General features: G+C 72.1%; 20 protein-coding genes. 9 read left to right on the top strand and 11 right to left on the bottom strand.

The window, feature by feature from the left end:
• The first annotated feature begins 92 nt into the window (after positions 1-92).
• Both aspS and ASC77_RS13105 read left to right on the top strand, forming a co-directional pair.
• On the top strand, positions 93-1,364 hold the full coding sequence (gene aspS / locus ASC77_RS13110; protein WP_056153273.1) for an aspartate--tRNA(Asn) ligase: 1,272 nt from the start codon (positions 93-95) through the stop codon (positions 1,362-1,364).
• Positions 1,365-1,374: 10 nt separating this feature from the next.
• Positions 1,375-2,541 carry an AGE family epimerase/isomerase gene (locus ASC77_RS13105; protein WP_056153270.1) on the top strand — a complete coding sequence of 389 codons (1,167 nt, stop codon included), beginning with the start codon at positions 1,375-1,377 and terminating at the stop codon, positions 2,539-2,541.
• Here the strand turns inward: ASC77_RS13105 and ASC77_RS13100 are convergent.
• From ASC77_RS13100 to ASC77_RS13075, 6 genes are read right to left on the bottom strand one after another with little or no spacing between them, the layout of a single operon-like run.
• Positions 2,525-3,346, bottom strand: coding sequence for an esterase/lipase family protein (locus tag ASC77_RS13100; RefSeq protein ID WP_056153268.1), 822 nt, complete (start codon positions 3,344-3,346; stop codon positions 2,525-2,527). The genes ASC77_RS13105 and ASC77_RS13100 overlap by 17 nt on opposite strands.
• A 57-nt stretch (positions 3,347-3,403) precedes the next feature.
• Complete coding sequence (locus tag ASC77_RS13095) at positions 3,404-5,146, bottom strand: VanW family protein (RefSeq protein WP_056153266.1); 1,743 nt, start codon at positions 5,144-5,146, stop codon at positions 3,404-3,406.
• Positions 5,147-5,155: 9 nt separating this feature from the next.
• Positions 5,156-5,491, bottom strand: coding sequence for a hypothetical protein (locus ASC77_RS13090; RefSeq protein WP_056153263.1), 336 nt, complete (start codon positions 5,489-5,491; stop codon positions 5,156-5,158).
• Positions 5,491-6,399, bottom strand: coding sequence for an N-acetyl-1-D-myo-inositol-2-amino-2-deoxy-alpha-D-glucopyranoside deacetylase (gene mshB / locus ASC77_RS13085; RefSeq protein WP_056153260.1), 909 nt, complete (start codon positions 6,397-6,399; stop codon positions 5,491-5,493). The genes ASC77_RS13090 and mshB overlap by 1 nt, the downstream gene beginning before the upstream one ends.
• Positions 6,400-6,432: 33 nt before the next feature.
• The gene (locus ASC77_RS13080) at positions 6,433-6,714 is read right to left on the bottom strand and encodes a hypothetical protein (protein ID WP_056153259.1); all 282 of its coding nucleotides are present in this window, start codon (positions 6,712-6,714) and stop codon (positions 6,433-6,435) included.
• A gap of 22 nt (positions 6,715-6,736) precedes the next feature.
• On the bottom strand, positions 6,737-7,111 hold the full coding sequence (locus tag ASC77_RS13075; protein WP_056153256.1) for a (deoxy)nucleoside triphosphate pyrophosphohydrolase: 375 nt from the start codon (positions 7,109-7,111) through the stop codon (positions 6,737-6,739).
• Positions 7,112-7,147: 36 nt separating this feature from the next.
• Between ASC77_RS13075 and ASC77_RS13070 the strand changes: the two genes are divergently transcribed.
• Complete coding sequence (locus ASC77_RS13070) at positions 7,148-8,044, top strand: hypothetical protein (protein WP_056153253.1); 897 nt, start codon at positions 7,148-7,150, stop codon at positions 8,042-8,044.
• 12 nt (positions 8,045-8,056) lie between these two features.
• On the opposite strand, the gene ASC77_RS13065 is transcribed toward ASC77_RS13070, so the two are convergent.
• Positions 8,057-8,869 (bottom strand): thioesterase family protein, encoded by an 813-nt coding sequence (locus ASC77_RS13065; protein ID WP_235547630.1) that lies wholly within the window; start codon positions 8,867-8,869, stop codon positions 8,057-8,059.
• 43 nt (positions 8,870-8,912) lie between these two features.
• Here ASC77_RS13065 and ASC77_RS13060 point away from each other — a divergent pair, with 43 nt between their 5' ends.
• Genes ASC77_RS13060 through ASC77_RS26655 form a run of 4 tightly spaced genes read left to right on the top strand, consistent with a single transcriptional unit; the run spans position 8,913 to position 11,751 of the window.
• Positions 8,913-9,266: a YidH family protein gene (locus ASC77_RS13060; protein WP_235547628.1), complete on the top strand. Its 354-nt coding sequence runs from the start codon at positions 8,913-8,915 to the stop codon at positions 9,264-9,266.
• Complete coding sequence (locus tag ASC77_RS13055) at positions 9,263-10,660, top strand: hypothetical protein (protein WP_056153249.1); 1,398 nt, start codon at positions 9,263-9,265, stop codon at positions 10,658-10,660. Before ASC77_RS13060 ends, ASC77_RS13055 begins: the two co-directional genes overlap by 4 nt.
• A complete protein-coding gene (locus ASC77_RS13050) occupies positions 10,657-11,544 on the top strand; it encodes a phosphatase PAP2 family protein (protein ID WP_056153246.1) in 888 nt (295 codons plus the stop codon). Before ASC77_RS13055 ends, ASC77_RS13050 begins: the two co-directional genes overlap by 4 nt.
• Positions 11,545-11,580: 36 nt before the next feature.
• A complete protein-coding gene (locus tag ASC77_RS26655; RefSeq protein ID WP_156391060.1) occupies positions 11,581-11,751 on the top strand; it encodes a hypothetical protein in 171 nt (56 codons plus the stop codon).
• Between the two features lie 19 nt (positions 11,752-11,770).
• On the opposite strand, the gene ASC77_RS13045 is transcribed toward ASC77_RS26655, so the two are convergent.
• A complete protein-coding gene (locus ASC77_RS13045) occupies positions 11,771-13,228 on the bottom strand; it encodes an acyl-CoA synthetase (protein ID WP_056153242.1) in 1,458 nt (485 codons plus the stop codon).
• Between the two features lie 199 nt (positions 13,229-13,427).
• Here ASC77_RS13045 and ASC77_RS13040 point away from each other — a divergent pair, with 199 nt between their 5' ends.
• Entirely contained in the window at positions 13,428-15,575 is a 2,148-nt protein-coding gene (locus ASC77_RS13040; protein WP_056153238.1) for an MMPL family transporter, read from the top strand.
• Positions 15,576-15,609: 34 nt separating this feature from the next.
• Here the strand turns inward: ASC77_RS13040 and ASC77_RS13035 are convergent, their stop codons facing one another.
• Positions 15,610-16,584, bottom strand: a complete 975-nt coding sequence (locus tag ASC77_RS13035; protein WP_156391059.1) for a hypothetical protein — start codon at positions 16,582-16,584, stop codon at positions 15,610-15,612.
• Between the two features lie 336 nt (positions 16,585-16,920).
• On the opposite strand from ASC77_RS13035, the gene ASC77_RS13030 reads away from it, so the two are divergent.
• Positions 16,921-19,452: a bifunctional FO biosynthesis protein CofGH gene (locus ASC77_RS13030; RefSeq protein ID WP_056153233.1), complete on the top strand. Its 2,532-nt coding sequence runs from the start codon at positions 16,921-16,923 to the stop codon at positions 19,450-19,452.
• Here ASC77_RS13030 and ASC77_RS13025 read toward each other — a convergent pair.
• Both ASC77_RS13025 and ASC77_RS13020 read right to left on the bottom strand, forming a co-directional pair.
• Complete coding sequence (locus ASC77_RS13025) at positions 19,449-20,477, bottom strand: acetate/propionate family kinase (RefSeq protein ID WP_056153230.1); 1,029 nt, start codon at positions 20,475-20,477, stop codon at positions 19,449-19,451. The two genes, ASC77_RS13030 and ASC77_RS13025, sit on opposite strands and share 4 nt — an antisense overlap.
• 1 nt (position 20,478) lies before the next feature.
• Entirely contained in the window at positions 20,479-22,824 is a 2,346-nt protein-coding gene (locus ASC77_RS13020; protein ID WP_056153227.1) for a phosphoketolase, read from the bottom strand.
• Positions 22,825-22,865: the final 41 nt, after the last annotated feature.

Below are 22,865 nucleotides of genomic sequence, written 5' to 3'. Positions count from 1 at the left end.
GAGAGGCCAGCGATCCGTTGGCAAAGGTGTGGTGGCACCGCGACTTCGCCCCCGCCCACACCTCCAGGGCTTTCCTGCCACTGGAGGTAACCGTGCAACGCACTCTCTGCTCATCACTGCCGACCACCACCCCGGGCGACACCGTCCGGCTCCGCGGCTGGGTCCACCGGCGCCGGGAGCTCTCGGCCGTCGCGTTCCTCGTGCTGCGTGACCGCTCCGGCCTCGCCCAGGTCGTCGTCCGCGGCGGCACCGCGCTGCCGCCGGAGGAGACGACCGTCGAGGTCGTCGGGACCCTGGCCGCGAACGCCCAGGCTCCCGGCGGGGTCGAGGTCACCGACCCGGAGATCACTCTGCTCACGGAGCCGGCCGCCACCCCACCGGTCGAGCTGTGGCGGCCCGAGCTGAACGCCTCGCTGCCGACGCTGCTCGACCACGCCCCGGTCGCCTGGCGACACCCGGGACAGCGGGCCCGCTGGGAGCTGGCCGCCGCGTCGGTCCGGGGCTTCCGGTCGACTCTCGACTCAGTCGGCTTCACCGAGGTGCAGACCCCGAAGTTCGTGGCGTCGGCCACCGAGTCCGGCGCCAACGTCTTCGAGGTCGACTACTTCGGCCGGCCGGCGTACCTCGCGCAGAGTCCGCAGTTCTACAAGCAGCAGCTCGTCGGCGTCTTCGAGCGCGTCTACGAGGTCGGCCCAGTCTTCCGCGCCGAGCCGCACGACACCGTGCGGCACCTGGCCGAGTACGTGTCGCTCGACGTCGAGCTGGGGTTCATCGACGACCACCACGACGTGCTCGCCGTGCTGCGGCAGGTGCTCGCCGGCATGGTCGCGGGCATCCACCAACACGCCCCGGAAGCGGTCGAGCGCGCGGGCGCCGCGCTGCCGGTGGTGCCCGACGAGATCCCGGTGATCCACTTCCGCGACGCCCTCGCGCTGGTCGGCGCCCCGGAGGACGAGCCCGACCTCGCCCCGGAGCACGAGCGGGCGCTCGGCGCGTGGGCGCTCGCGGAGCACGGCAGCGACTTCCTCGCCGTCGAGGGCTACCCGATGGCGAAGCGGCCGTTCTACACCCACCCGTCGCCCGAGCCGCGGTGGTCGAACAGCTTCGACCTGCTCTTCCGCGGGCTCGAGCTGGTCACCGGCGGGCAGCGGCTGCACCGTCCCTCGTCGTACGACGCTGCGATCCGCGCGCGGGGCGAGGACCCGGCGACCTACGCGTCGTACCTGCAGGCGTTCGAGCACGGGATGCCGCCGCACGGCGGGTTCGCGATCGGGCTGGAGCGCTGGACCGCGCGGCTGACGGGCGTCGCCAACATCCGGGAGGTGACGCTCTTCCCCCGGGACCTCCATAGGCTCACCCCATGAGGCTCGACCGATGAAGCTCGCGGAGGAGACCGACCGGCTGCTGGAGTTCGCACGCGCGTCGGTGCACCCTGACGGCGGGTTCGCGTGGCTCGACGACGACGGCCGGCCGGAGCTGGAGCGGCCGGTCGAGCTGTGGATCACCTGCCGGATGACCCACGTGTTCGCGCTGGCGCACCTGATGGGGCGGCCGTACGCCGCGGAGCTCGTCGACCACGGGATCGCCGCTCTCGCCGGGCGGTTCCGCGACCCGGCGCACGGGGGCTGGTACGCCGCGGTCGGGCCGGACGGGCCGGTGACCCGCACCAAGACGGCGTACGAGCACGCGTTCGTCGTGCTCGCGGCGTCGTCGGCCGCGATCGCCGGTCGCCCCGGCGGCGAGGACCTGCTGGCCGAGGCCCTGCACGTGCTCGACACCCGCTTCTGGGACGAGGACGCAGGGATGGTCGTCGAGGAGTGGGACGAGTCGTGGACGACCCTCGACGCCTACCGCGGCGTCAACGCCAACATGCACACGGTCGAGGCGCTGCTCGCGGTCGGCGACGTCGCGCGTGCCGAGCGGATCGTGACCCGGGTCGTGCACGGGTTCGCGCGGTCCCACGACTGGCGGATCCCCGAGCACTTCGACGCTGAGTGGCGGCCTGTGCCCGACTACCACCGCGACGAGCCCGCGCACCCGTTCCGGCCGTACGGCGCGACGGTCGGCCACTGGTTCGAGTGGAGCCGGCTGACGCTGGCGCTGCGGGCCGCGCTCGGCGACGCCGCGCCGGCCTGGATGCTCGACGACGCGGTCGCGCTGTTCGACGCGGGCGTCCGCGAGGGCTGGGCGGTCGACGGCGCCGCCGGCTTCGTCTACACCGTCGACTGGGACAGCACTCCCGTGGTGCGGCAGCGGATGCACTGGGTCGCCACCGAGGCCATCGCCGCGGCGGCGACGCTCGCCCAGGTGAGCGGCGACCGCGTCTACGAGATCTGCGCCGAGCAGTGGTGGGGGTACGCCGAGCGCTACCTCGTCGACCGGGAGCACGGGTCGTGGCACCACGAGCTCGACCCGGCGAACCGGCCGGCGTCAGGCACCTGGGTCGGCAAGCCGGACGTCTACCACGCCATCCAGGCGACCCTGGTGCCGCGGCTGCCGGTCTGGCCGGCCTTCGCGCGGGCGCTCAGCAGTCCGGCCTGAAGCCCGGGTCGGCCGGACCGCGCCGGGTGAGCGCGTTCAGGGTGACCGCGATCGCCGTCCGGCTCATCGGGATCGTGACGTGCTCGGCGAGGTCGGCCGCGCACAGGTCCTGGACGGTGACGTTGGTGGTGCGCGGACCTGCGGCCAGGTAGGCGGAGGTGTAGGGCACCACGACCTCGTCGTAGCGGGTGGTGATCTGGGTGTAGCTCACCGTGCCGGGCGTCTCGTCGCCCGCGTTGAGCCGGGTCAGGAACGGCGAGCCCGCGGCCTGCTGGTCGCACGCCGGGCAGAGCGCCCCGGTGAGCGGGTTGCCGGGATCGCCCACGATCGTGGTCCCGTGGTTGGAGGGTGAGAGGCCGACGAGGTCGTCGACGACCTTCGCGCCGCCGAGGAACCTGATGTAGTAGCGCGGCATCATGCCGCCCTGCGAGTGCCCGACCATCGACACCTTCGCAGCGCCGGTCGCCCGGCGGACCTTGCCGACGAACTTCTTCAGCTGTCGCGCCGACGCCGCGATGTCACCGGTCCCGCGGTTGCCGTAGTCGAGGGAGAAGACGCAGAAGCCCCGGTCGACCATGGCCGCCGAGAGGTCGTCGAGCAGGCTCTTCCGGTCGCCGAAGGTGCCGTGCACGATGATCACCGGCGTCGGTCGCTGCGCGGTCGGCGTGCAGTCCCAGTCGTTCGCGCCGGTCGGCTCGCCGAAGGGCGACGTCGGGAACGTCGGCGGTGCGGCGTACGTCGGCGCGGCGAGGCTGAGCAGTCCGAGGACCAACGGGACCAGCAGGAGTCCGAGGAGGCGTCGCATGCACCGTCAACGAGGCGACGTGGCGACGGTCACGCGGGGTGCTGGCGCCGTGGCGCCCTAGCCCTTCTTGGGCGGCTTGCAGATGACCGTGTCGGAGGCGATGTAGCTGGTGTGGAACTTCTCGGACCTCACGACCGCGTCGTCGCCGACGTGGTGGAAGTAGCGCGTCACGTCGACGTCGAAGCCGTCGTAGCCCGTGTTGGGGACGCAGTCCTCGGTGTTCTGCGTCTGGGTGCCCGGCGAGCGGTAGTTGTAGCGCGGCGAGGTCTTGCTGGTGATGTCCCAGGTCTTGGTGGAGTACATCGAGACCGTCACGACCCCCTGCGACGAGCTCGAGCCCGGCTGCACGGTGGCGTGGACCAGCACGCCGTGGTCGGTGTCGTTCTGGAACCGGAGGTCGACCGAGCCCCACGCGACCGTCGCCTCCCGGCCCTCGGGGTAGCGGTCGATGTAGACGGAGTGCGGCTTGTGCTCGATGTCCTTGAGCCCGGCGAAGTACATGGCGTTGAACGTCGTCGTCGCCATCTGCGAGACGCCGCCGCCGAGGTCCTCCTTGAAGAGGCCGTTGCTGATGATGAAGCCGGTGGTGAAGCCGTTCTCGACCGTGCGCTCGCCGACGATGTCGTTGAGCGAGAAGGTGTCGCCCGGCTTGAGGACGGTGCCGTCGATCAGCTCCGCCGCACGCCCGATGTTGACGTTGCGGTACTCGGCGTACGGGTAGTACGTCGTGAACGTCGAGACGCGCTCCTTGATGCCGAGGGCCTTGGCGTCAGCGGTGGTGAACTCGGGCTCGGCGACCGTCGCCTCGACCTTCATCCTGCGGTCGTCGCCGTTGCGGCTGACGAGCTCGAGGAAGGCGCTGCTGACGTCGGCCGGGTCGAAGGTGACCCCGGGCTTCGCGGGCACGACGCGTGGCTTGCCGTTGACCAGCTCCACGGTGGCGTCGACCGGCTTGTCCTTCTCGCTCACGTCCGACTCGACCAGCTTCGTGAGCCGGTCGGTGTCGAGGTCCGGCACCAGCTCGCCGCCCTCGGCCTTCATCGCCAGGGCCCGGGAGAAGTCGCGCGGCTGGAGCTCGACCGGCGAGTCGCCGAAGACCAGCGTCACCGGGCCGGACATGGCCGGGTTGGCGAAGGTGTCCAGGGCCTTCTGCACGTCGGCGTCGTCGATGTCGGGCTGGACCACGGTCGTCTCCAGCTCGGCGACCTCGTCGTCCTCCGAGAGGTAGGAGCCGAGCACCGCGGTCCGCGCCGCCTCCGGGTCGAAGCCCTCCCCGGGCGCCGGGTCCGTGACGACGATGCGTGCCTTCTTGAAGGCCACGGCGCCGTCGGTCGCTGCCGTGCCCACCTCGTCGGCCAGGCCGTCGAGCGCCTTGTCGAAGGACGCCTGGTCGACGGTCACGACCGGGTCCTGCTCGTCGCCGCCGGTCCAGTAGTCCCAGAGGTCGCCGGGAGCCCAGCTCTTCCCGCCACCGGCCTGGTCGACGGTGGCGGCCACGTCGACCGTCAGGCCGGCGTCGGTCGGGTCGATGGTCGCCGTCGTGCCGTCGACGCTCACCGGGATCGGCCGGTCGACCCGGTCCTCGAGCCCGGCGGTGAGCTCGTCCTCGGCCGCGGTGGGCGTCAGGCCACCGATCTCGACGCCCGCGACCGTGGTGCCGCGCGGCACCTTGTCGCCGGCCGCGAAGTACGCCGCGGCGTACGCGCCCCCGACCAGGACCAGCAGGCCGCCCAGGAGCAGGACCACGACCTTGCCGCCGGCGGACTCGCGGCCGCTGGCATCTCGGGGGGTCTTCGTCACGCGCACATCCTAAGGAGCGTCCGTCACCGACCGACCCGGACGGGGCAGGGTCGAGACCCCGACGACGAGCAGCACCATGCCGAAGCCGAGCACGGCGTAGCCCTGCCAGTTCTGGCTGATCAGGTAGTCGCCCTCCGCGCGCGGCACGGTCAGCCAGCCCAGCATGGCGTCGAAACCGACGACGAAGGCCAGCCGGGTCGACCAGCCCGGCGGCAGCGCCAGGACGGTGACGGCCGTGGCGACGACGGCCAGCGCCAGCCCCCAGACCAGCTGGTGGAGGGCGACCGTCGCGATCGCCGTCGCGGCCCCGGCGAGCAGAGAGCCGAGAGCGACGACGAACCGCATCAGATGCCGGAGAAGAGGTCGGTCTCGAGACCGTCCTCGCCGAGGTCGCCGAGCTGGCCCTTGACGATCCGGTAGTACTCGATGCCCCAGGCGGTGCTGCCGACGTTGTTGGACAGCGCGAAGAAGGGACCGTCGGTGGTGACCTGGGTCGGGTAGGCCCGGAGCGCGTCCAGCTTCTGCTCGACGTGCTCCTGCGCGTCGACGGCGGCCGCGAGGTTCTCGTCGGCGGTCACGAACGGCGGCAGCGGACCGTCGGGGTCCATGCCCTCGAAGCTCGTGGAGTCGCCGGCGTCGCGCAGCGCCCGGAGCCCGGCCCGCATCCGGCTCTCGGACATCGCGTTCCAGTAGATCTTCGCGATCTCCCACGGCTCGCCGAGGTCCTTGCGGTACGACGGCACGGCGGCGAGCTGCGCGGCGTACATCGCGACCCGGTGGGCCTGGATGTGGTCGGGGTGCCCGTAGCCGCCGAACGGGTCGTAGGTCGCCATCACCTGCGGCCGGACGTCGCGGATGATCTCGACGAGGTAGTCGGCCGCGACGGTCAGGTCGGCCGCCCAGAACGCGTTGTCATGGATGTCATCGGCCGGGATGGCGTAGCCGTCGTCGTGCCACTTCATGCCGGAGTCGCGGAACCGTCCGAAGCCGCCCAGCCAGCGGTGGTCGGTGACGCCGAGGACCTGCATCGCGTTGGCGATCTCGCCCTTGCGGTGCTCGCCCAGGCGGTCCTCCTTGTCGGCCGCGAGGTGCTCCAGCTCGGGGACCAGGATCTCCCCCATCTCACCGGCGGTGCAGGTCACCAGCGTGACGCCGCGACCCTCGGCGACGTACTTCGCCATCGTGGCGCCGTTGCCGATGCACTCGTCGTCGGGGTGCGCGTGGACGAGCAGGAGGCGCTGGTCGAAGCTCATGAGGGAATCCTAGGGTCGGGGTCGGACACCCCCTCAACCACCGGGCGGGCGCTTTATCTTCCGAGGCCCCGTGGGGAGCTGCAGCGGCGGGCTCGCGACCTGCTCCGCCGGGTCGGTGTCCAGCCAGCCCTCGAACTCGTCGACCAGCAGCTCCAGCACCAGCTCGGGTGCATCGGTCAGCACCGCCCAGGGGTGGTCCTCGTCGTCGTCCTCGCCGGCCAGGCGCTCGCGCTCGAGCCGCGCCTCGAAGCCGGCCGACGTCAGCCGCGCGACCACGGCCGCCGCGTCGTCCTCACCGAAGAAGATGCCCCGCACGACGTCATCATCCCAGCCGCCTTCATCCCAGCGGGAGGTGCGCCAGGAACGGTACGTCGGGCTCGAGCCAGTCCACGTCCTCGAGCTCGTCGGCGGCCAGCCAGCGGACGGCGTCGTGCTCGTGCGGCTCGGGCTCGCCGTCGACCAGGTCGACGACCGCGACCCGCAGCTCGTGCCGCTCGCCGATGGGCACCGCGCCCGGCAGCCACCCGACCACGGCGACCGTGCAGCCGAGCTCCTCCCGGATCTCGCGGACCAGCGCCTCGTCGGGCGTCTCCCCCGGCTCGACCTTGCCGCCCGGGAGCTCCCAGCGCCCGGCGGTCGCGGGCGGCGCCGTACGACGGGCGGCCAGGACGCGACCGTCGCGGATGATCGCTGCACCCACCACCGCGGCCATGTCGCCGACGCTATCGGTCCGGCTACCGTTCCGCTGGTGCACCTCACCCGCACCCCGGACCTGACCGCCGAGGTCGACGCGCTCGTGGCGCGCCACGGCGGGCGGGTCGGCCTGGCCAGGGTCCCGCTCGACCGACGGCTGCGCCGCACGCTGGCGCCCTGCCTGTCGCGGCACCGCGCCTGGACCTGGGACCGCGCCGACCGTGCCGACCGCGAGTGGTGGCCGCAGGGCATCGCGCTGTCGCCGGACCGGGGGCTCGTGGCGACGACCTGGTACGCGAAGGGCGGCGGCTCGCGGCTGTCCCTCGTCGACCTGCGTCGGCGCCGCTACCAGCACGTCAGCCTCGTGCTCCCCACGGCCGACGGGCACGAGCCGTTGCGCATCCACGCCGGTGGGCTCGGCTGGCACGGGTCGCAGCTGTACGTCGCGGCCACCCGCGCCGGCCTGTGGGTGTGCGATGCCGGTGACGTCGTTCGCGGCGCTGACGGCGACCACCTGCTGCCGGTGCGGTTCCGGCTGTCACCCGAGGTCGACGAGGGGGACGAGCCGCTGCGCTTCTCGTTCCTCACCGTCGACGACTCGACCGACCCGCCCAACCTCGTCGTCGGGGAGTACGGCGGCCGCCGCCAGACCCGGCGGATCGCCGAGATGCCGATCGACGGCGGTGCCGTCACCGTGTCCGACCACGACGTCGTCCGCGCCCAGGGCGTCGCCCGGATCCGCGGCCGGCTCTACGTCTCGTCGTCGCACGGTCCGTGGGGATTCGGCTCGCTGTGGTCCGGCGAGCCCGGCGACCTCCGCGAGCGGCGCAAGGCGCTGCCGATGGGACCCGAGGACCTCGCGTACGACGAGCGCACCGACCGGCTCTGGAACGTCACCGAGCATCCTCGCCGTCGCTGGATCGTCTCGGTGCCGCGCCGGTCCTTCGACTGAGGGGTGGTCGGGTCAGGGGATCGGGCGCGGCTGGCGGGCGAGCTGGCGGCTCTGCGCGACCAGGCGGCCGGTCGAGTCCCAGACCTCGCAGTCCTCCTCGAACATGCCGCCCGCCATGTTGCGGGTCGCGTGCCGGACCTTCAGCCAGCCCGGGGCGGGCTTGGCGCGGACGTGCGCGGTCAGCTCCAGCGTCGGCGCCCAGCCCATCATCCCGAGGTCGAAGGTCACCGGCGGCAGCGCGTCGAGGACCATCAGCAGCGTGACGGGGTCGGGCTCGCGGCCGTCGGCGAGCCGGAACCACGCCGAGATCTCGCCCCTGCCGCTGGGCTGCCCCACCGCCCAGCCGACGTGGTCGGGGTGGAAGCGCATGTCGAAGCGCCCCATCATCGGCGCCATCGTGAGGATCTCCTCCGGCGCCAGCGTGTTCGCGACGCACTCGTCGGGCGGCGGCAGGAACGGCTCCTCCGCGGTGGTCCGGACGTCGTCGCCGAGACGGTCCAGGTCGCCGTACGTCGCGAGCGCGGCGATCCTCGCCTGGCCTTCCTGACGCAGCTCGACGGAGGCGGTCGCCACGCTGCCGCCCTCACGGCGCACGTCGACCGCGACCTCGGCCGGCCCGGGCGTCCCGGCCGCGAGGTAGTAGGCCGACACGGCCAGCGGGTCGGGCTTCGTCGGGAAGGTCGCGCGCAGCGCCGTACCGATCACGGCGAGCAGGTAGCCGCCGTTGACGCCACCGCCGACCACCCAGCCCGCGGCGAGCTCGGCGGCGTACGTGCCGTCGCCGTTCGGGTGGACCGCAGTGTGGGTGTCGAACTCGTAAGTCACGTCGGCGAGCCTAGGGTGCCCGGCATACGGAAGGATGAGGGCCATGACGCAACGTCGGCCGCACTGGGTCTACGACGCCGGCAGCGAGCCGGACCCCCGCTACACGCTCGCCAACGAGCGCACCTTCCTGGCCTGGGTGCGCACCGCGCTGGCGATGCTGGCCGGCGGCGTCGCGCTGCACGCCATCGGCCTGCCGGAGACGACCTGGGTGCGCGACGTCCTCGCGATCCTGCTGGTCCTGCTGGGCGGGCTCGTCACCCTCTTCGCGATGGTGCGGTGGGCCCGGGTCGAGCGGGCGATGCGCACCAGTGCTCCGCTCCCGGCGTTCAACCTGGGCTTCCTGCTGACCGGCGCGGTGCTCGTCGGAGCGGTCCTGCTCGCCTTCTCCTTCGCGTGAGTCCGCGCGTCCAGGTCGGGCTGCTGGCTGCCGTCGCCGGCCTCGCCGCGGTCCCGTACGCCGGCCGCCCGCTCAGCCCCGACGAGGGCGGTCTCCTGCTGCTCGCCGGGCAGTGGTCGCCGGGGTCGTCGCTCTACGGCGACTACTTCGTCGACCGGCCGCCGGGCCTGATCGCGCTGGCGGCGCTCGCGGACGCTGCCGGAGGCGGGTGGGCGTTCCGGGCGCTCGGCATCGTGGCCGTCGTCGCCGCGGTGCTGCTGAGCGGGCTGCTCGGACGGCTCGCCGCGCCGGACCGGCCCGCGGCCCCGGTGCTCACCGCGGCCACCGCCGCGCTCCTCACGGTCACCCCTCTCTTCGGCGGGACGGTCGTCAACGGCGAGCTGCTCGGGCTGCCGTTCCTGATCGGCGGCAGCGCCGCGGTGGTCGCCGCGAGCCGGTCGGAGCGCTGGCTGCCGTGGGCGGTCCTCGCCGGCGTCCTGGGCGCTGGCGGCGCGCTGGTCAAGCAGAGCCTGCTGGACGTGTTCGTGCTGGCCATCGTGCTCCTGGTGGCGCGGCGGCGGTGGGGCGCGCTGGGCGCGGTCGCCGCGGGCGCCCTGGTCACGGTCGCCGTGGCCGTAGCCGGTGCCGCACTCCTGGGGACCGCACCGGGCGAGCTGTGGGACGCCGTCGTGGTGTTCCGCCACGACGCGGCGGCGGTCATCGCCGCCTCGGCGACCGGGTCGACGACCACCCGGCTCGGCGGCATGCTGCTCGCGCTGGTCGCCACCGGCGCACCGCTCCTGGCGATCGCGCTCGCCCGCCGGGCGCGCGGGTCCTGGCTGTGGTGGCCGGCCCTGGCGGTGCTCGCCTGGGAGCTCTTCGTGGTCCTCGGTGGCGGCAGCTACTGGCTGCACTACCTGATGGGCCTGGTGCCCGGACTCGTGCTGCTCACGGCCGCCGCCGCGCAGCGGGCCGCCCACCCCGGGCGGCTGGTCACCGCGGCGTACGGGGTCGTCGCGACCTCGACCGTCGCCGCGCTGGTCTGGGTGGCGGTGCAGCCGATCGCGCGGCCCGAGGAGCCGGCCGTCGCGTGGCTCGACGCCCACGCCCGGCCGGGCGACACGGCGGTGGTCGCGTTCGGCGGCCCCAACATCCTCCAGGCGACCGGGATGAGCAGTCCCTACCCCGACCTCTGGAGCCTTCCGGTGCGGGTGCACGACCCGGACCTGGACGACCTGTCGGCGCTGCTCGCGGGCGACGGCCGGCCGACCTGGGTCGTCGTGGCCGGCACGTCGCTGGGCTCGTGGGGCATCGACGCCTCGGTCGCCGACGGCGTGCTCGCCGATCACTACGATCTGCGGGCCAGCACCGGCGACTGGACGATCTACCGGGCCATCCATCAGGGGGGCGAGTGACCCGCAGGACCGCGATGGCGACGTACGTCGTCGTGCTGCTGGCGTGGTGCCTGCTGGTCGGCATCCCCAACGACCCGGCCGGGGTGATCCTCTGGATCTGGGTCGGCACGATCGCCTGGTACGCCGAGGAGCCCCGGCCCTACCTCGACTTCTGGCGCGACTGGTGGAAGCCGCTGCTGCTGATGGTCGGCTACTGGCTGGGCCGCGGACTGGCCGACGAGATCGGCATCGCTCCGCACTACTCGATGCCGATCCGCGTCGACGAGTGGCTCGGTCTCGGCACCGCTCCGACCGTGCGCCTCCAGCACGCATGGTGCGGCGACCCGTGCCTCAAGACCCTGCCCCCGCACTGGCACGACGCCGTCTTGACGACCGTCTACGCGTCGCACTTCCTGGTCGCACTGGTGCTGGCCGGCGTGCTGTGGGTCCGCAACCGCGACGAGTGGGTGCGCTGGCTGCGGCGCTACATCACGCTGCTGTACGCCGGGCTGACGATCTACGTCCTCTACCCGATGGCGCCGCCGTGGATGGCCTCGCGCGACGGCTACCTGCCGGAGGTGCACCGGATCACCAGCCGCGGCTGGTCGGGCATCGAGCTGGGCGGCCTCGACCTGCACCGGCAGACGATGGTCATGTTCGGCATGGCCAACAAGGTCGCCGCCATGCCGTCGCTGCACTGCGGCATCGCCTGCCTGGTGGCGCTGTACGGCATCTCGCGGCTCCGCACGTCGTGGCGGTGGCTGCTGCTCCTCTACCCGCTCGCCATGGCCCTGGCGCTGACCTACTTCGCCGAGCACTACGTCGTCGACGCGATCGCCGGCTGCCTGCTGGCAGGGCTGGTGATGATCGGCGTTTCGCGGTGGGAGCGGCGACGCGCGGCGTAGTCTCTGCCGACCAGCACCTACTCGGGGGAGTCGCACATGTTCTGGACGATCACGATCATCGTCGTGGTGGCGTTCATCGCCACCGTCACCTGGCTCGGACGGCCGCGCGGCACCGCCAAGGACAAGGGCGGCGCGAAGCTCGGCCACGACGCCCGGCGCGCCAAGTGGAAGGCCCAGGGCCAGGTCGGCAACTACGACAACCACTGAGCCCGACCACTGAGCCCGACTACGGGCCCGCGTACTCCTCGCGCAGCTTGCCCTTGACCATCTTGCCGGTGGGCGTGCGCGGGAGCTCGTCGCGGAAGTGGAACTCCTTCGGCACCTTGAAGTGGGCGATGTGCTCGCGCGCGTACGCCGTGAGCTCGGCGGCGAGCTCGTCGCCCGGGGTCGCTGCCGGGGCGACCTCCACGAACGCGACCACCCGCTCCCCCATCTCGTCGTCGGGGACGCCGATGACCGCGATGTCGGTGACGGCCGGGTGCAGGCTGAAGAGGTCCTCGATCTCCTGCGGGTAGATGTTCACCCCGCCGGAGATGATCATGAACGCCTTGCGGTCGGTGAGGAACAGGTAGCCGTCCTCGTCGAGGTAGCCGAGGTCGCCGACGGTCGTCCAGCTGGCGTGCTCGGGGTGCTGCGTGGACGCCGTGCGCTCCGGGTCGTTGTGGTAGCTGAAGGTGCGCTCCTCGCGCTCGAAGTAGACGGTGCCGACCTCGCCGGGCCCGAGCAGGCTGCCGTCGTCGCCGCAGATCCGGATCACGCCCATCAGCGCGGTGCCGACCGAGCCGGGCTTCTCCAGCCACGCGGCGGAGTCGATGAAGGTCGCCCCGTTGGACTCGGTGGAGGCGTAGTACTCGTGGATGATCGGGCCGAACCAGTCGATCATCCGGCGCTTCACGTCGACCGGGCACGGAGCGGCGGCGTGCACGACCGTCCGCAGCGAGCTCACGTCGTACGACGCCCGGACGTCGTCGGGGAGCTTGAGCATCCGCACGAACATCGTCGGGACCATCTGCGTGTGGGTGACCTGGTGGCGCTCGATCGCGCGCAGGGCGCCCTCCGCGTCGAACTTCTCCATCATCACCAGCGTGCCGCCCAGCGCGTGGATGACGCCGCCGAAGCGCAGCGGCGCCGCGTGGTAGACCGGCGCCGGTGACAGGTAGACGGTGTCCTCGTCGAAGCCGTAGAGGGCTCCGAAGACCGTCGGGTAGACGTAGCCCGGCTCGTCGACGGCGATCTGCGGCAGCGGCGGCTTGATCCCCTTCGGCCGGCCCGTGGTGCCGGAGGAGTAGAGCAGGTCGTCGCCGTGCGGCTGCTCGGCGAGCGGTTCGCTGCTCGCCGCCGCCAGGGCGTCCTCGTACTCGCTCCCGAACGTCAGCGTGGTCGGTACGTCGACGTCGAGGTGGGCCGCGAGGTCGCTCTTGGCCGGGGACACGAGCAGGGCCTTCGCGCCGCAGTCGCGCACGATGTAGGAGACCTCCTCGGCGGACAGGTTGTGGTTGACCGCCGTGATGTAGAGACCCGATCGCAGCGCCGCCCAGTAGGCCTCGTACGCCTCGGGCCGGTTGTCCGAGAGCAGTGCGACGACGTCGCCGACGCCGAGGCCGGCGTCCTGGAGGACGTGGGCGAGTCGCAGGCTCCGCTCGTCGAGCTCGGCGTACGTGAGGGTGCGGCCGGAGCCGGCCATGACCAGCGCGGGCTTGTCGGGCGTCCGAGCCGCCCAGGGGTGCCGGGGTACATGCGCCGAACGTACTCGCGACGGGCCCCTCCCGGAATAGGGACGTGGACCGTCGGATGAGTTCGGGCGCAGCCGCCGGTCCAACTGCCCATCCGGACTAGGGGAAAACCCCGATGCCCCTGTCCCCGCCCTCTGAAAGAGTTCTCCCATGCACCGTCAGATCGCCGGCAAGCTGACCGGACCCGTGACCAAGTGGCTCGTCCTCGTGGGCGTCCTCGTGCTGCTCGGGATCTTCGGATCCTTCGCGGGCAAGCTCACCAGCGTCCAGAACAACGAGGCCGAGTCCTGGCTGCCGCAGAGCGCCGAGTCGACCCAGGCGATCAAGCGGCTGGAGGCGTTCCAGGACCCCAACGACCTGGTGACGACCGTCGTCTACTACAAGGCGTCCGGGCTCACCGACGAGGACCTCGCCGCGATCGAGTCCCACGCCACCGAGATCGCCGACATCGAGGGTGTCTCGAACGTCATCACGCCCCAGAGCGCCACGGCGGCGGGGATCCCCGCGCCGTACGTCTCCGAGGACGGTCAGGTCGCGAAGCTCGACTTCACGATCAACCGGGGTGACGCGCTGTGGGAGGACATGCCCGACGTCGCCGACCAGGTCCGTGACATCACCGCGATCCCGGGCGTCGAGGTCTACGTCGCCGGCGCCGGTGGCACGACCGCCGACCAGGCTGCGGCGTTCGCGGGCATGGACGGCCGGCTGCTCCTGATCACGCTGTGCGCGGTCGTCCTGATCCTGCTGGTCAGCTACCGCAGCCCGATCCTGTGGGCGCTGCCGATCTTCTGCGCCGTCGTGAGTCTCGGGATCGCGATGGGCGTGCTCTACCTGCTCGCGAAGTACGCCGACATGACGATCAACGGGCAGACGCAGTTCATCATGACGGTGCTGGTGATCGGCGCCGGGACGGACTACGCCCTGCTGCTCGTCGCACGGTATCGAGAAGAGCTCCGCCGTCACGAGGACCGGCACGAGGCGATGGCGTTCGCACTCCACCGCGCCGCGCCGGCGATCTTCGCCAGTGCCTCGACGGTCGTCGTCGGCCTGCTCTGCCTGATGTTCGCCGAGCTCAACTCCACCGCCGGGCTCGGCCCGGCGAACGCCGTCGCGGTGGCCTGCACCTTCCTCGTCATGGTCACCCTGCTGCCCGCGCTGCTGGTCATCTGTGGCCGCTGGGTGTTCTGGCCGTTCATCCCGCGCTTCGGCACCGAGGAGCCGACCGAGTCCGGCTTCTGGGCCCGCACCGGCAACCGGATCGCACCGCGGCCCCGGAAGGTCTGGATCTTCACCACGATCGCCCTGCTCGTGGTCGCGCTCGGCGCCCTGCGCCTCGACACCTCGGGCATCCCGAACGACGAGGTCTACGTCGCCGGCCACGACGTCGAGTCCGTGGCGGGCAACGAGCTCCTGGTCGAGCACGGGCTGGTCGACGCGAGCTCGCCGGTCCAGATCATCGCGAGCTCCGACCAGGCCGACGCGGTCGTCGCGTCGCTGGAGGGGATCGACGGCATCGCGGATCCGGTGGTCGCCGCCGAGAAGGACGGCACGGCGCTGATCCTGGTCAACCTCACCGCCGACGCCCTCGACGTCCAGTCGATCGATGCCGTCCACGAGGTCCGCGACGCCGTGCACGCGGTGGACGGCGCCGACGCCCAGGTGGGCGGCTGGACGGCGGTCACGATCGACATCGAGGACGCCTCGGCCCGCGACAACAAGGTCGTCATCCCGATCATGCTGCTCGCGGTGATGCTGATCCTGATGGGGCTGCTGCGCGCGATCGCCTCGCCGCTGATCCTGATCGGGACGGTGATCCTGTCCTTCGCCGCCGCCCTGGGTCTCTCGGGAGTGGTCTTCGACCTGGTCTTCGACCGTCCGCACACGGATCCCGGCTTCCCGCTCTATGCGTTCGTGTTCCTGGTCGCCCTGGGCATCGACTACAACATCTTCCTGATGACCCGGGTGCGCGAGGAGACCGCGACCAAGGGCACGCGTCGCGGCTCGCTGATCGCGCTCGCGTCCACGGGCGGCGTGATCACCGCAGCGGGCATCGTCCTCGCGGCGACGTTCGGCGCGCTGGCCACGATGCCGCTCACGTTCGCGCTCCAGATCGGCACCGCCATCGCGCTGGGCGTCCTGCTCGACACGATGATCGTCCGGTCGGTGCTGGTGACGGCCATCAACCTCGACCTCGGCGGCCGGATCTGGTGGCCCAGCGCGCTGGACCGCAAGCCGCCGGTGGTGCCGCCGGAGGACAGCGCCGACCCGGCGACCGAGCCGGAGTCCGTGTCCGTCTGAGTCCGTCTGGGTCCGTGGCGTGCGGGCCCGGCGCTCAGGAGCGCCGGGCCTCGCCCCACACCACGCCCAGCGCGAGCATGGAGCTCACGTTGTAGTGCTCCATCGCCTCGGAGACGCGACGGCGTCCGGTGCGCTCGGAGATCCCGAGCACCCGCGACGCGGCCTCGAGCGTCGCGCCGCCGTTCATCAGCGTGAGCAGGGAGTCCCACGCGGCGGAGCCGGCGCGCACCGGCACCGCCCGGTCCCACAGCTGCTCGAACAACCAGCTCGCCATCCCGGCGACCGCGCGACTGCGGACCGCGATGACGGAGGTCGGCCAGCTCTCGCCCCACGCCAGCGGCAGCGCCACGGTGGTGTCGTCGGTGACCCAGAACCAGCCGGGCGGCCGCTCCATCAGCCGGATCTCGACCCCGCCCGCCAGCTCCTCGTCGATCCGCTGCTGGGCGGCGGGGTGCACGCCGTCCGCGATCGAGGCGAGCACCCGGGCGCGACGCCCCGATCCCCTGCTCGCCTCGTGCCAGACCTGCTGCATGGCCGGGTCGGCCACGTAGAGGCGCGCCGCGTCGGGGAGGACCACGTCCGTACGACGCGCCGTCTCGCGGCCCTGCCGGAGGTGCCAGAGGTCGACGACCGCCTCGGGACCGTGGAAGACCTCGACGTCGAACAGGTGGGAGTCACCGGCCCCGCTCTCCCACTCGTGCGCCAGCGCCGGCAGCTGGCCGACCAGCTCCGCGAGGTCGGCGAGTCGCCGCAGCATGTCCGCGCCGAGGTCGCCGGCGCGACGACGTACGACGTCGGCGACGACCTCGTCCGGCGCCGAGTAGCCGATCCGGTCGCCGCGCAGCTCGACGAAGCCCTCGTCGTGCAGGAGCGCCAGGTCGCGTCGCACCTCGGTCTCGTCACGCATGGCGAGCGCCGCCAGCTCGGCGACCGAGTCGACACGGGAACGGAGCCCGATGCGCAGCACGTCCAGCGCTGCCAGCGCGGCGGGCTGCAGGGGCGGCTGCACGGACGGATGGGGCGCGCGAGAGCCGGCATCCGAGACCACCGCGTGATCGTCGCATGCCTCAGCACACCAGCCGGCTCCCGCCCCGGCGTGTCCGTCAGCGGCCATGGCAAAGATCGGACAGTCCGATCTCTGCCATGGCCGGTTTCGGACACGAATATCGGTCACGGATGCAGCATCATTTCGGACACAAGGCGCTCTCGATGAAGGGCGGGCCGGCCTCCGGGTCGACCGCCGCTCGATGCGCCGGCCCGATGTCGGGGGACCCGGGGCCGGCGTGGCGTGCGTCACTGGCCAGGGCGACATGGGGTCCTGGCCGGTGACGCTAGCCTGACAGGGATGAACGAGCAGCAGCCCACGCCCCAGCAGGTCCGTCGGGCGCTCGCGCGCGCCGAGCGCGGCGCCGCTCTCGACGTCGACGAGGCCACGGTGCTCCTCGCCGCCACCGGTGCCGACCTGGACCGCCTGACGGCCGCCGCCGCGAAGGTGCGCGACGCCGGTCTGGTCGCCGCGGGCAGGCCGGCCGTGGTGACGTACTCCCCCAAGGTCTTCATCCCGGTCACCAAGCTCTGCCGGGACCGCTGCCACTACTGCACCTTCGTCGAGTCGCCGGGTCAGCTCACCCGCGCCGGGCACGCCATGTTCCTCTCCCCTGACGAGATCCTCGACATCGCCTCGCAGGGCGCCGCGATGGGTTGCCTGGAGGCGCTCTTCACGCTGGGCGACCGGCCGGAGGATCGCTGGCCCGAGGCCCGCGCGTGGCTGGACGAGCAGGGCTACGACTCGACGCTCGCCTACGTGCGCGCGATGGCGGTGCGGGTGCTCGAGGAGACCGGGCTGCTGCCGCACCTGAACCCCGGCGTCATGTCGTGGGAGGAGCTGAACCGGCTCAAGCCGGTCTCCCCCTCGATGGGGATGATGCTGGAGACGACGTCGCGGCGGCTGTTCGAGACCAAGGGTGAGGCGCACTTCGGCTCCCCCGACAAGGACCCCGACGTCCGGATGCGGGTGCTCGAGGACGCGGGCCGGCTCTCGATCCCCTTCACCACCGGCCTGCTGGTCGGCATCGGGGAGACGCTCGAGGAGCGCGCCGAGACGATCTTCGCGCTGCGCCAGGTCTCCCGGGCCTTCGGCTCCGTCCAGGAGGTCATCGTCCAGAACTTCAGGGCCAAGCCGGACACCGCGATGCGGCACGCCGACGACCTCGGTCTGGACGAGTACCGCGCCACCATCGCGGTCACCCGCATCGTGCTCGGCCCCAAGGCCCGCGTGCAGGCGCCGCCCAACCTGGTCGACCTGGAGGAGTGCCGGCTCCTGCTCGGCGCCGGCGTCGACGACTGGGGCGGCGTCTCGCCGCTGACCCCCGACCACGTGAACCCGGAGCGTCCCTGGCCCTCGCTGGAGCGGCTGCGCGAGATCACCGCGCAGTGCGGCTTCGACCTGCAGGCCCGGCTGACCGTGCACCCCGAGTACGTCCGAGCGGGCGAGCCGTGGCTGGATCCTCGCGTCTCGGGTCACGTCGCCGCGCTCGCGACCGAGGACGGCCTGGCGCGCCCCGGCGTACGCCCGAGCGGGCTGCCGTGGCAGGAGCCCGACGGCGGTTTCGCGAGCGTCGGGCGCACCGACCTCTTCGAGGCCGTCGACTCCGAGGGCCGTACGGACGACCGGCGCTCCGACTTCGCCAACGTCTACGGCGACTGGGACGAGGTCCAGAGCGCCGCTGACCGCACCGGGGGTTTCGAGACAGGCGCTGGCGCGCCTTCCTCAACCACCGGTTGGGACGCGCTCAAGGCGGCCGAGAAGGACCCGGGCAACCTGTCGGACGAGCACGCGCTAACGCTGATGACCGCCGAGGGCGACCTGCTCCGGGAGGTGTGCCGGCTGGCCGACGACCTGCGCAAGGAGACCGTCGGCGACGACGTCACCTACGTCGTCAACCGGAACATCAACTTCACCAACGTCTGCTACGTCGGCTGCCGGTTCTGTGCGTTCGCGCAGCGGCGGACCGACGCCGACGCCTACTCCCTGTCCCTCGACGAGGTCGCCGACCGGGCCGAGGAGGCGTGGGACCTCGGCGCCACCGAGGTCTGCATGCAGGGGGGCATCGACCCCGAGTTGCCGGCCTCGGCGTACTTCGACCTCGTCTCCGCGGTGAAGCAGCGGGTGCCGGACATGCACGTGCACGCGTTCTCGCCGATGGAGGTCGTCAACGGCACCGCCCGCACCGGCCTGTCCATCGAGGACTTCCTGATCAAGGCCCGCGAGGCCGGCCTCGGCTCGCTGCCGGGCACCGCGGCGGAGATCCTCGACGACGAGGTCCGCTGGGTGCTCACCAAGGGCAAGCTGCCCACCAAGACCTGGGTCGAGATCGTCTCGACCGCGCACCGCGTCGGCCTGCCGACGACCTCGACGATGATGTACGGCCACGTCGACCACCCGCGCCACTGGGTCGGCCACCTCAAGGTGCTCGCCCGGATCCAGGACGCGTCGTTCGAGGCCGGGGGCGCGGCCTTCACCGAGTTCGTGCCACTGCCGTTCGTGCACACGTCGGCGCCGATCTACCTGGCCGGCGTGGCCCGGCCGGGACCGACGCTGCGCGACAACCTGGCCGTGCACGCGATGGCGCGGATCATGCTGCACGGGCGGATCAGCAACATCCAGACGTCCTGGGTCAAGCTCGGCGTCGACGGCACCCGCGCGATGCTCCAGGCCGGCGCCAACGACGTCGGCGGCACCCTGATGGAGGAGACGATCTCCCGGATGGCCGGCTCCGAGCACGGCTCGGCCAAGACCGTGGCGGAGCTCGTCGAGATCGGCGCCGGCATCGGCCGCCCGGTCCGCGAGCGCACCACGACGTACGGCGTCCGCTAGACCCCCAGCGCGCCGCGCACCTCGCGCTCGATCTCGAGGTCCTCCCGCGCCGTCACCACGAGGGTCGAGACCGTGCTCCCCGCCGCGGAGACGTCGGCGTCGGAGCTCGCCTCCGCGTTCAGCAGGTCGTCGACACCGACCCCGAGGAACGCGAGCGCGCGCCCGGCGTCGCGGCGCACCTCGGGTGCGTGCTCGCCCACGCCACCGGTGAACACCAGGGCGTCGATGCCGCCCGCGGCGGCAGCCATCGCGCCGATCCCGCGCACCAGCGCGTGCACGTAGACCGCCAGCCCGGAGACGGCGTCGGCCGCACCCGCATCGGCCGCGGCACGCACCTCGCGCAGATCGCCCGAGGTGCCGGTCAGCCCGGCCAGGCCGGACTCGCGGTCGAGGACGCGCTCCAGCTCGTCGGCGGCGACTCCGCGGTCGAGCAGGTGGAAGAGGAGTCCCGGGTCGACCGACCCCGACCGGGTCTGCATCACCAGCCCCTCCATCGGGGTCATCCCCATGGTCGTGTCGACGGAGCGGCCGCCTCGCACCGCGCACAGCGAGGCTCCGCCTCCCAGGTGGCACGACACGATGCGCAGCTCCTCGACCGGGCGCCGGAGCACGTGCGCGGCCCGGCGGGAGGCGTAGGAGTGGGAGAGGCCGTGGAAGCCGTACCGGCGCAGTCCGAAGCGCTCGTTCCACTCCCGTGGCAGGGCGTACGTCGATGCTGCCGGCGGCAGCGTCGAGTGGAACGCGGTGTCGAAGCAGGCCACCACCGGCACCCCCGGGTGCTGCCGGAGCAGGTCGCGCGCCGCGCCGAGTGCCGGCGGGTTGTGCAGCGGCGCCAGGTGGGAGACCTCCGCCAGCTCCTCGAGCACCCGGTCGTCGAGACGCACGGCTGACGTGTGCGCGCCGCCGTGCACGAAGCGGACCCCGACCGCGTCGTACGGGCCTCCATCGTCGGGCACGTCCTGGCCGTCGCTGAGCAGCGAGACCTTCAGGCTGCTCGAGCCCGGGTTGACGACCAAGGTGCGCACGTCAGTGGCCCGCCCACTCCCAGTCACGGATCTCCGCCAGGTCCTCACCGGCGGTCCGGACGTACTGCCGGTGCCGGATGAGCGCGTCCTTGAACCGCTCCCGCGCGGCGCCCGACGTCGCGTGCAGCCGGGGCACCCGGTCGATGACGTCCATGGCCAGGTGGAAGCGGTCGATCTCGTTGAGCACCGTCATGTCGAACGGCGTCGTCGTGGTGCCCTCCTCCTTGTAGCCGCGCACGTGGATGTTGTCGTGGTTGGTGCGGCGGTAGGTCAGCCGGTGGATCAGCGTCGCGTAGCCGTGGTAGGCGAAGATCACCGGCCGGTCGCGCGTGAACAGCGCGTCGAAGTCGGCGTCGGACAGCCCGTGCGAGTGCTCCTTCTCCGGCTGCAGGCGCATCAGGTCGACGACGTTCACGACGCGGATCCGCAGGTCGGGCAACTCCTCGCGGAGCAGCTGGACGGCGGCCAGGGTCTCCATCGTCGGGACGTCGCCGGCGCAGGCCATCACCACGTCCGGCTCGCCGTCGGCGTCGTTGGACGCCCAGTCCCAGATGCCGACGCCCTTCGAGCAGTGGACGATCGCGTCGTCCATCGAGAGGTACTGCACAGCAGGCTGCTTGCCCGCGACGATGACGTTGACGTAGTGCTTGGAGCGCAGGCAGTGGTCGCCGACCGACAGCAGCGTGTTCGCGTCCGGCGGCAGGTAGACCCGCACGACCGTGGCCTTCTTGTTCACGACGTGGTCGATGAAGCCGGGGTCCTGGTGCGAGAAGCCGTTGTGGTCCTGGCGCCAGACGTGCGAGGTGAGCAGGTAGTTGAGCGATGCCACGGGCCGTCGCCAGGCGATCTTGCGGGTCGACTCCAGCCACTTCGCGTGCTGGTTGAACATCGAGTCGACGAGGTGGATGAACGCCTCGTAGCAGGAGAAGAAGCCGTGTCGACCCGTGAGCAGGTAGCCCTCGAGCCACCCCTGGCACGTGTGCTCGGACAGGATCTCCATGATCCGGCCGTCGGGCGCCAGGTGGTCGTCGTACTCGAGGATCTCGGCGTTCCACGTGCGATCGGTGACCTCCATGACGTCACCGAGCCGGTTGGAGCTGTTCTCGTCGGGTGAGAACAGCCGGAAGGTCTCCATGTTCTCGGCCATCACGTCTCGCAGGAACTGGCCGAGCACCCGGGTCGCCTCGGCGCTGCCGGTCCCGGGCTGGTCGACCGTCACGGCGTAGTCACGGAAGTCCGGCATCCGGAGGTCGCGCAGCAGCAGGCCGCCGTTCGCGTGCGGCGAGGCGCTCATCCGCAGGTCGCCCTCGGGGTGCAGGGCCGCGATGTCGGCGGCCGGTGCGCCCGCCTCGTCGAAGAGCTCCTCGGGGCCGTAGCCGCGCAACCACTCCTCGAGCACCTTGCGGTGCCCCTTGTCGGAGCGCGCGTTGGCGAACGGCACCTGGTGCGAGCGCCAGTAGCCCTCGACCTTCAGGCCGTCGACCTCCTTCGGACCGGTCCAGCCCTTCGGCGAGCGGAGCACGATCATCGGCCAGGGCCGCCGCGGCAGCGGTGCCGACGCGGCGCGCGCCTCGCCCTGGATGTCGGCGATCTCGTGGAGGCACGCCGCCAGCGCGCCCGAGAAGTCGGCGTGCATCTGGGCCGGGTCGGAGCCGGAGACGACGTGCGGCATGTGGCCGTAGCCGCGCATCAGCGAGGTCAGCTCCTCCTCGGGGATCCGGGCGAGCACCGTCGGGTTGGCGATCTTGTAGCCGTTGAGGTGCAGGATCGGCAGCACGGCGCCGTCGCGGCGCGGGTCGACGAACTTCGTGCTGTGCCAGCTGGTCGCCAGCGGACCGGTCTCCGCCTCGCCGTCGCCGACGACCGCCGCGACCACGAGGTCGGGGTTGTCGAAGGCGGCGCCGTACGCGTGCGAGAGGGCGTAGCCCAGCTCACCGCCCTCGTGGATCGAGCCGGGCGTCTCCGGCGCCGCGTGGCTGGGGATGCCACCGGGGAACGAGAACTGGGTGAACAGGCGCTGCAGCCCGCGCAGGTCGAGACCGACGTTCGGGTAGACCTCGGAGTACGTGCCCTCGAGGTACGACGACGCAACCACCCCGGGGCCGCCGTGGCCGGGGCCGGTCACGAAGATCATGCGCTGCCCTCGGGCCATGATCGCCCGGTTGAGGTGGGCGTACACGAAGTTGAGGCCGGGGGTGGTGCCCCAGTGGCCGAGCAGCCTCGGCTTGACGTGCTCCTCGCGCAGCGGCTCCAGCAGCAGCGGGTTGTCCATCAGGTAGATCTGCCCGACCGAGAGGTAGTTCGCCGCGCGCCACCACCGGTCCAGGGTCGCGAAGTCCGGGTCCATGCCTCCACGGTCCCCCGCCGAAGCACGACCCGCAATCGGCC

Source organism: Nocardioides sp. Root1257, from assembly GCF_001425175.1.
Lineage (GTDB): Bacteria > Actinomycetota > Actinomycetes > Propionibacteriales > Nocardioidaceae > Nocardioides.
Note: the sequence above shows the minus strand (reverse complement) of the source record. Positions and strands in the feature narration are given on the sequence as shown.

Excerpts from the sequence above, each read along its gene's own strand:
- ASC77_RS13105 (WP_056153270.1), top strand. The coding sequence starts at position 1,375 with ATGAAGCTCGCGGAGGAGACCGACCGGCTGCTGGAGTTCGCACGCGCG.
- ASC77_RS13100 (WP_056153268.1), bottom strand. The coding sequence starts at position 3,346 with ATGCGACGCCTCCTCGGACTCCTGCTGGTCCCGTTGGTCCTCGGACTG.
- ASC77_RS13090 (WP_056153263.1), bottom strand. The coding sequence starts at position 5,491 with ATGCGGTTCGTCGTCGCTCTCGGCTCTCTGCTCGCCGGGGCCGCGACG.
- mshB (WP_056153260.1), bottom strand. The coding sequence starts at position 6,399 with ATGAGCTTCGACCAGCGCCTCCTGCTCGTCCACGCGCACCCCGACGAC.
- ASC77_RS13075 (WP_056153256.1), bottom strand. The coding sequence starts at position 7,111 with ATGGCCGCGGTGGTGGGTGCAGCGATCATCCGCGACGGTCGCGTCCTG.
- ASC77_RS13060 (WP_235547628.1), top strand. The coding sequence starts at position 8,913 with ATGACGCAACGTCGGCCGCACTGGGTCTACGACGCCGGCAGCGAGCCG.
- ASC77_RS26655 (WP_156391060.1), top strand. The coding sequence starts at position 11,581 with ATGTTCTGGACGATCACGATCATCGTCGTGGTGGCGTTCATCGCCACC.
- ASC77_RS13045 (WP_056153242.1), bottom strand. The coding sequence starts at position 13,228 with ATGGCCGGCTCCGGCCGCACCCTCACGTACGCCGAGCTCGACGAGCGG.
- ASC77_RS13040 (WP_056153238.1), top strand. The coding sequence starts at position 13,428 with ATGCACCGTCAGATCGCCGGCAAGCTGACCGGACCCGTGACCAAGTGG.
- ASC77_RS13030 (WP_056153233.1), top strand. The coding sequence starts at position 16,921 with ATGAACGAGCAGCAGCCCACGCCCCAGCAGGTCCGTCGGGCGCTCGCG.
- ASC77_RS13020 (WP_056153227.1), bottom strand. The coding sequence starts at position 22,824 with ATGGACCCGGACTTCGCGACCCTGGACCGGTGGTGGCGCGCGGCGAAC.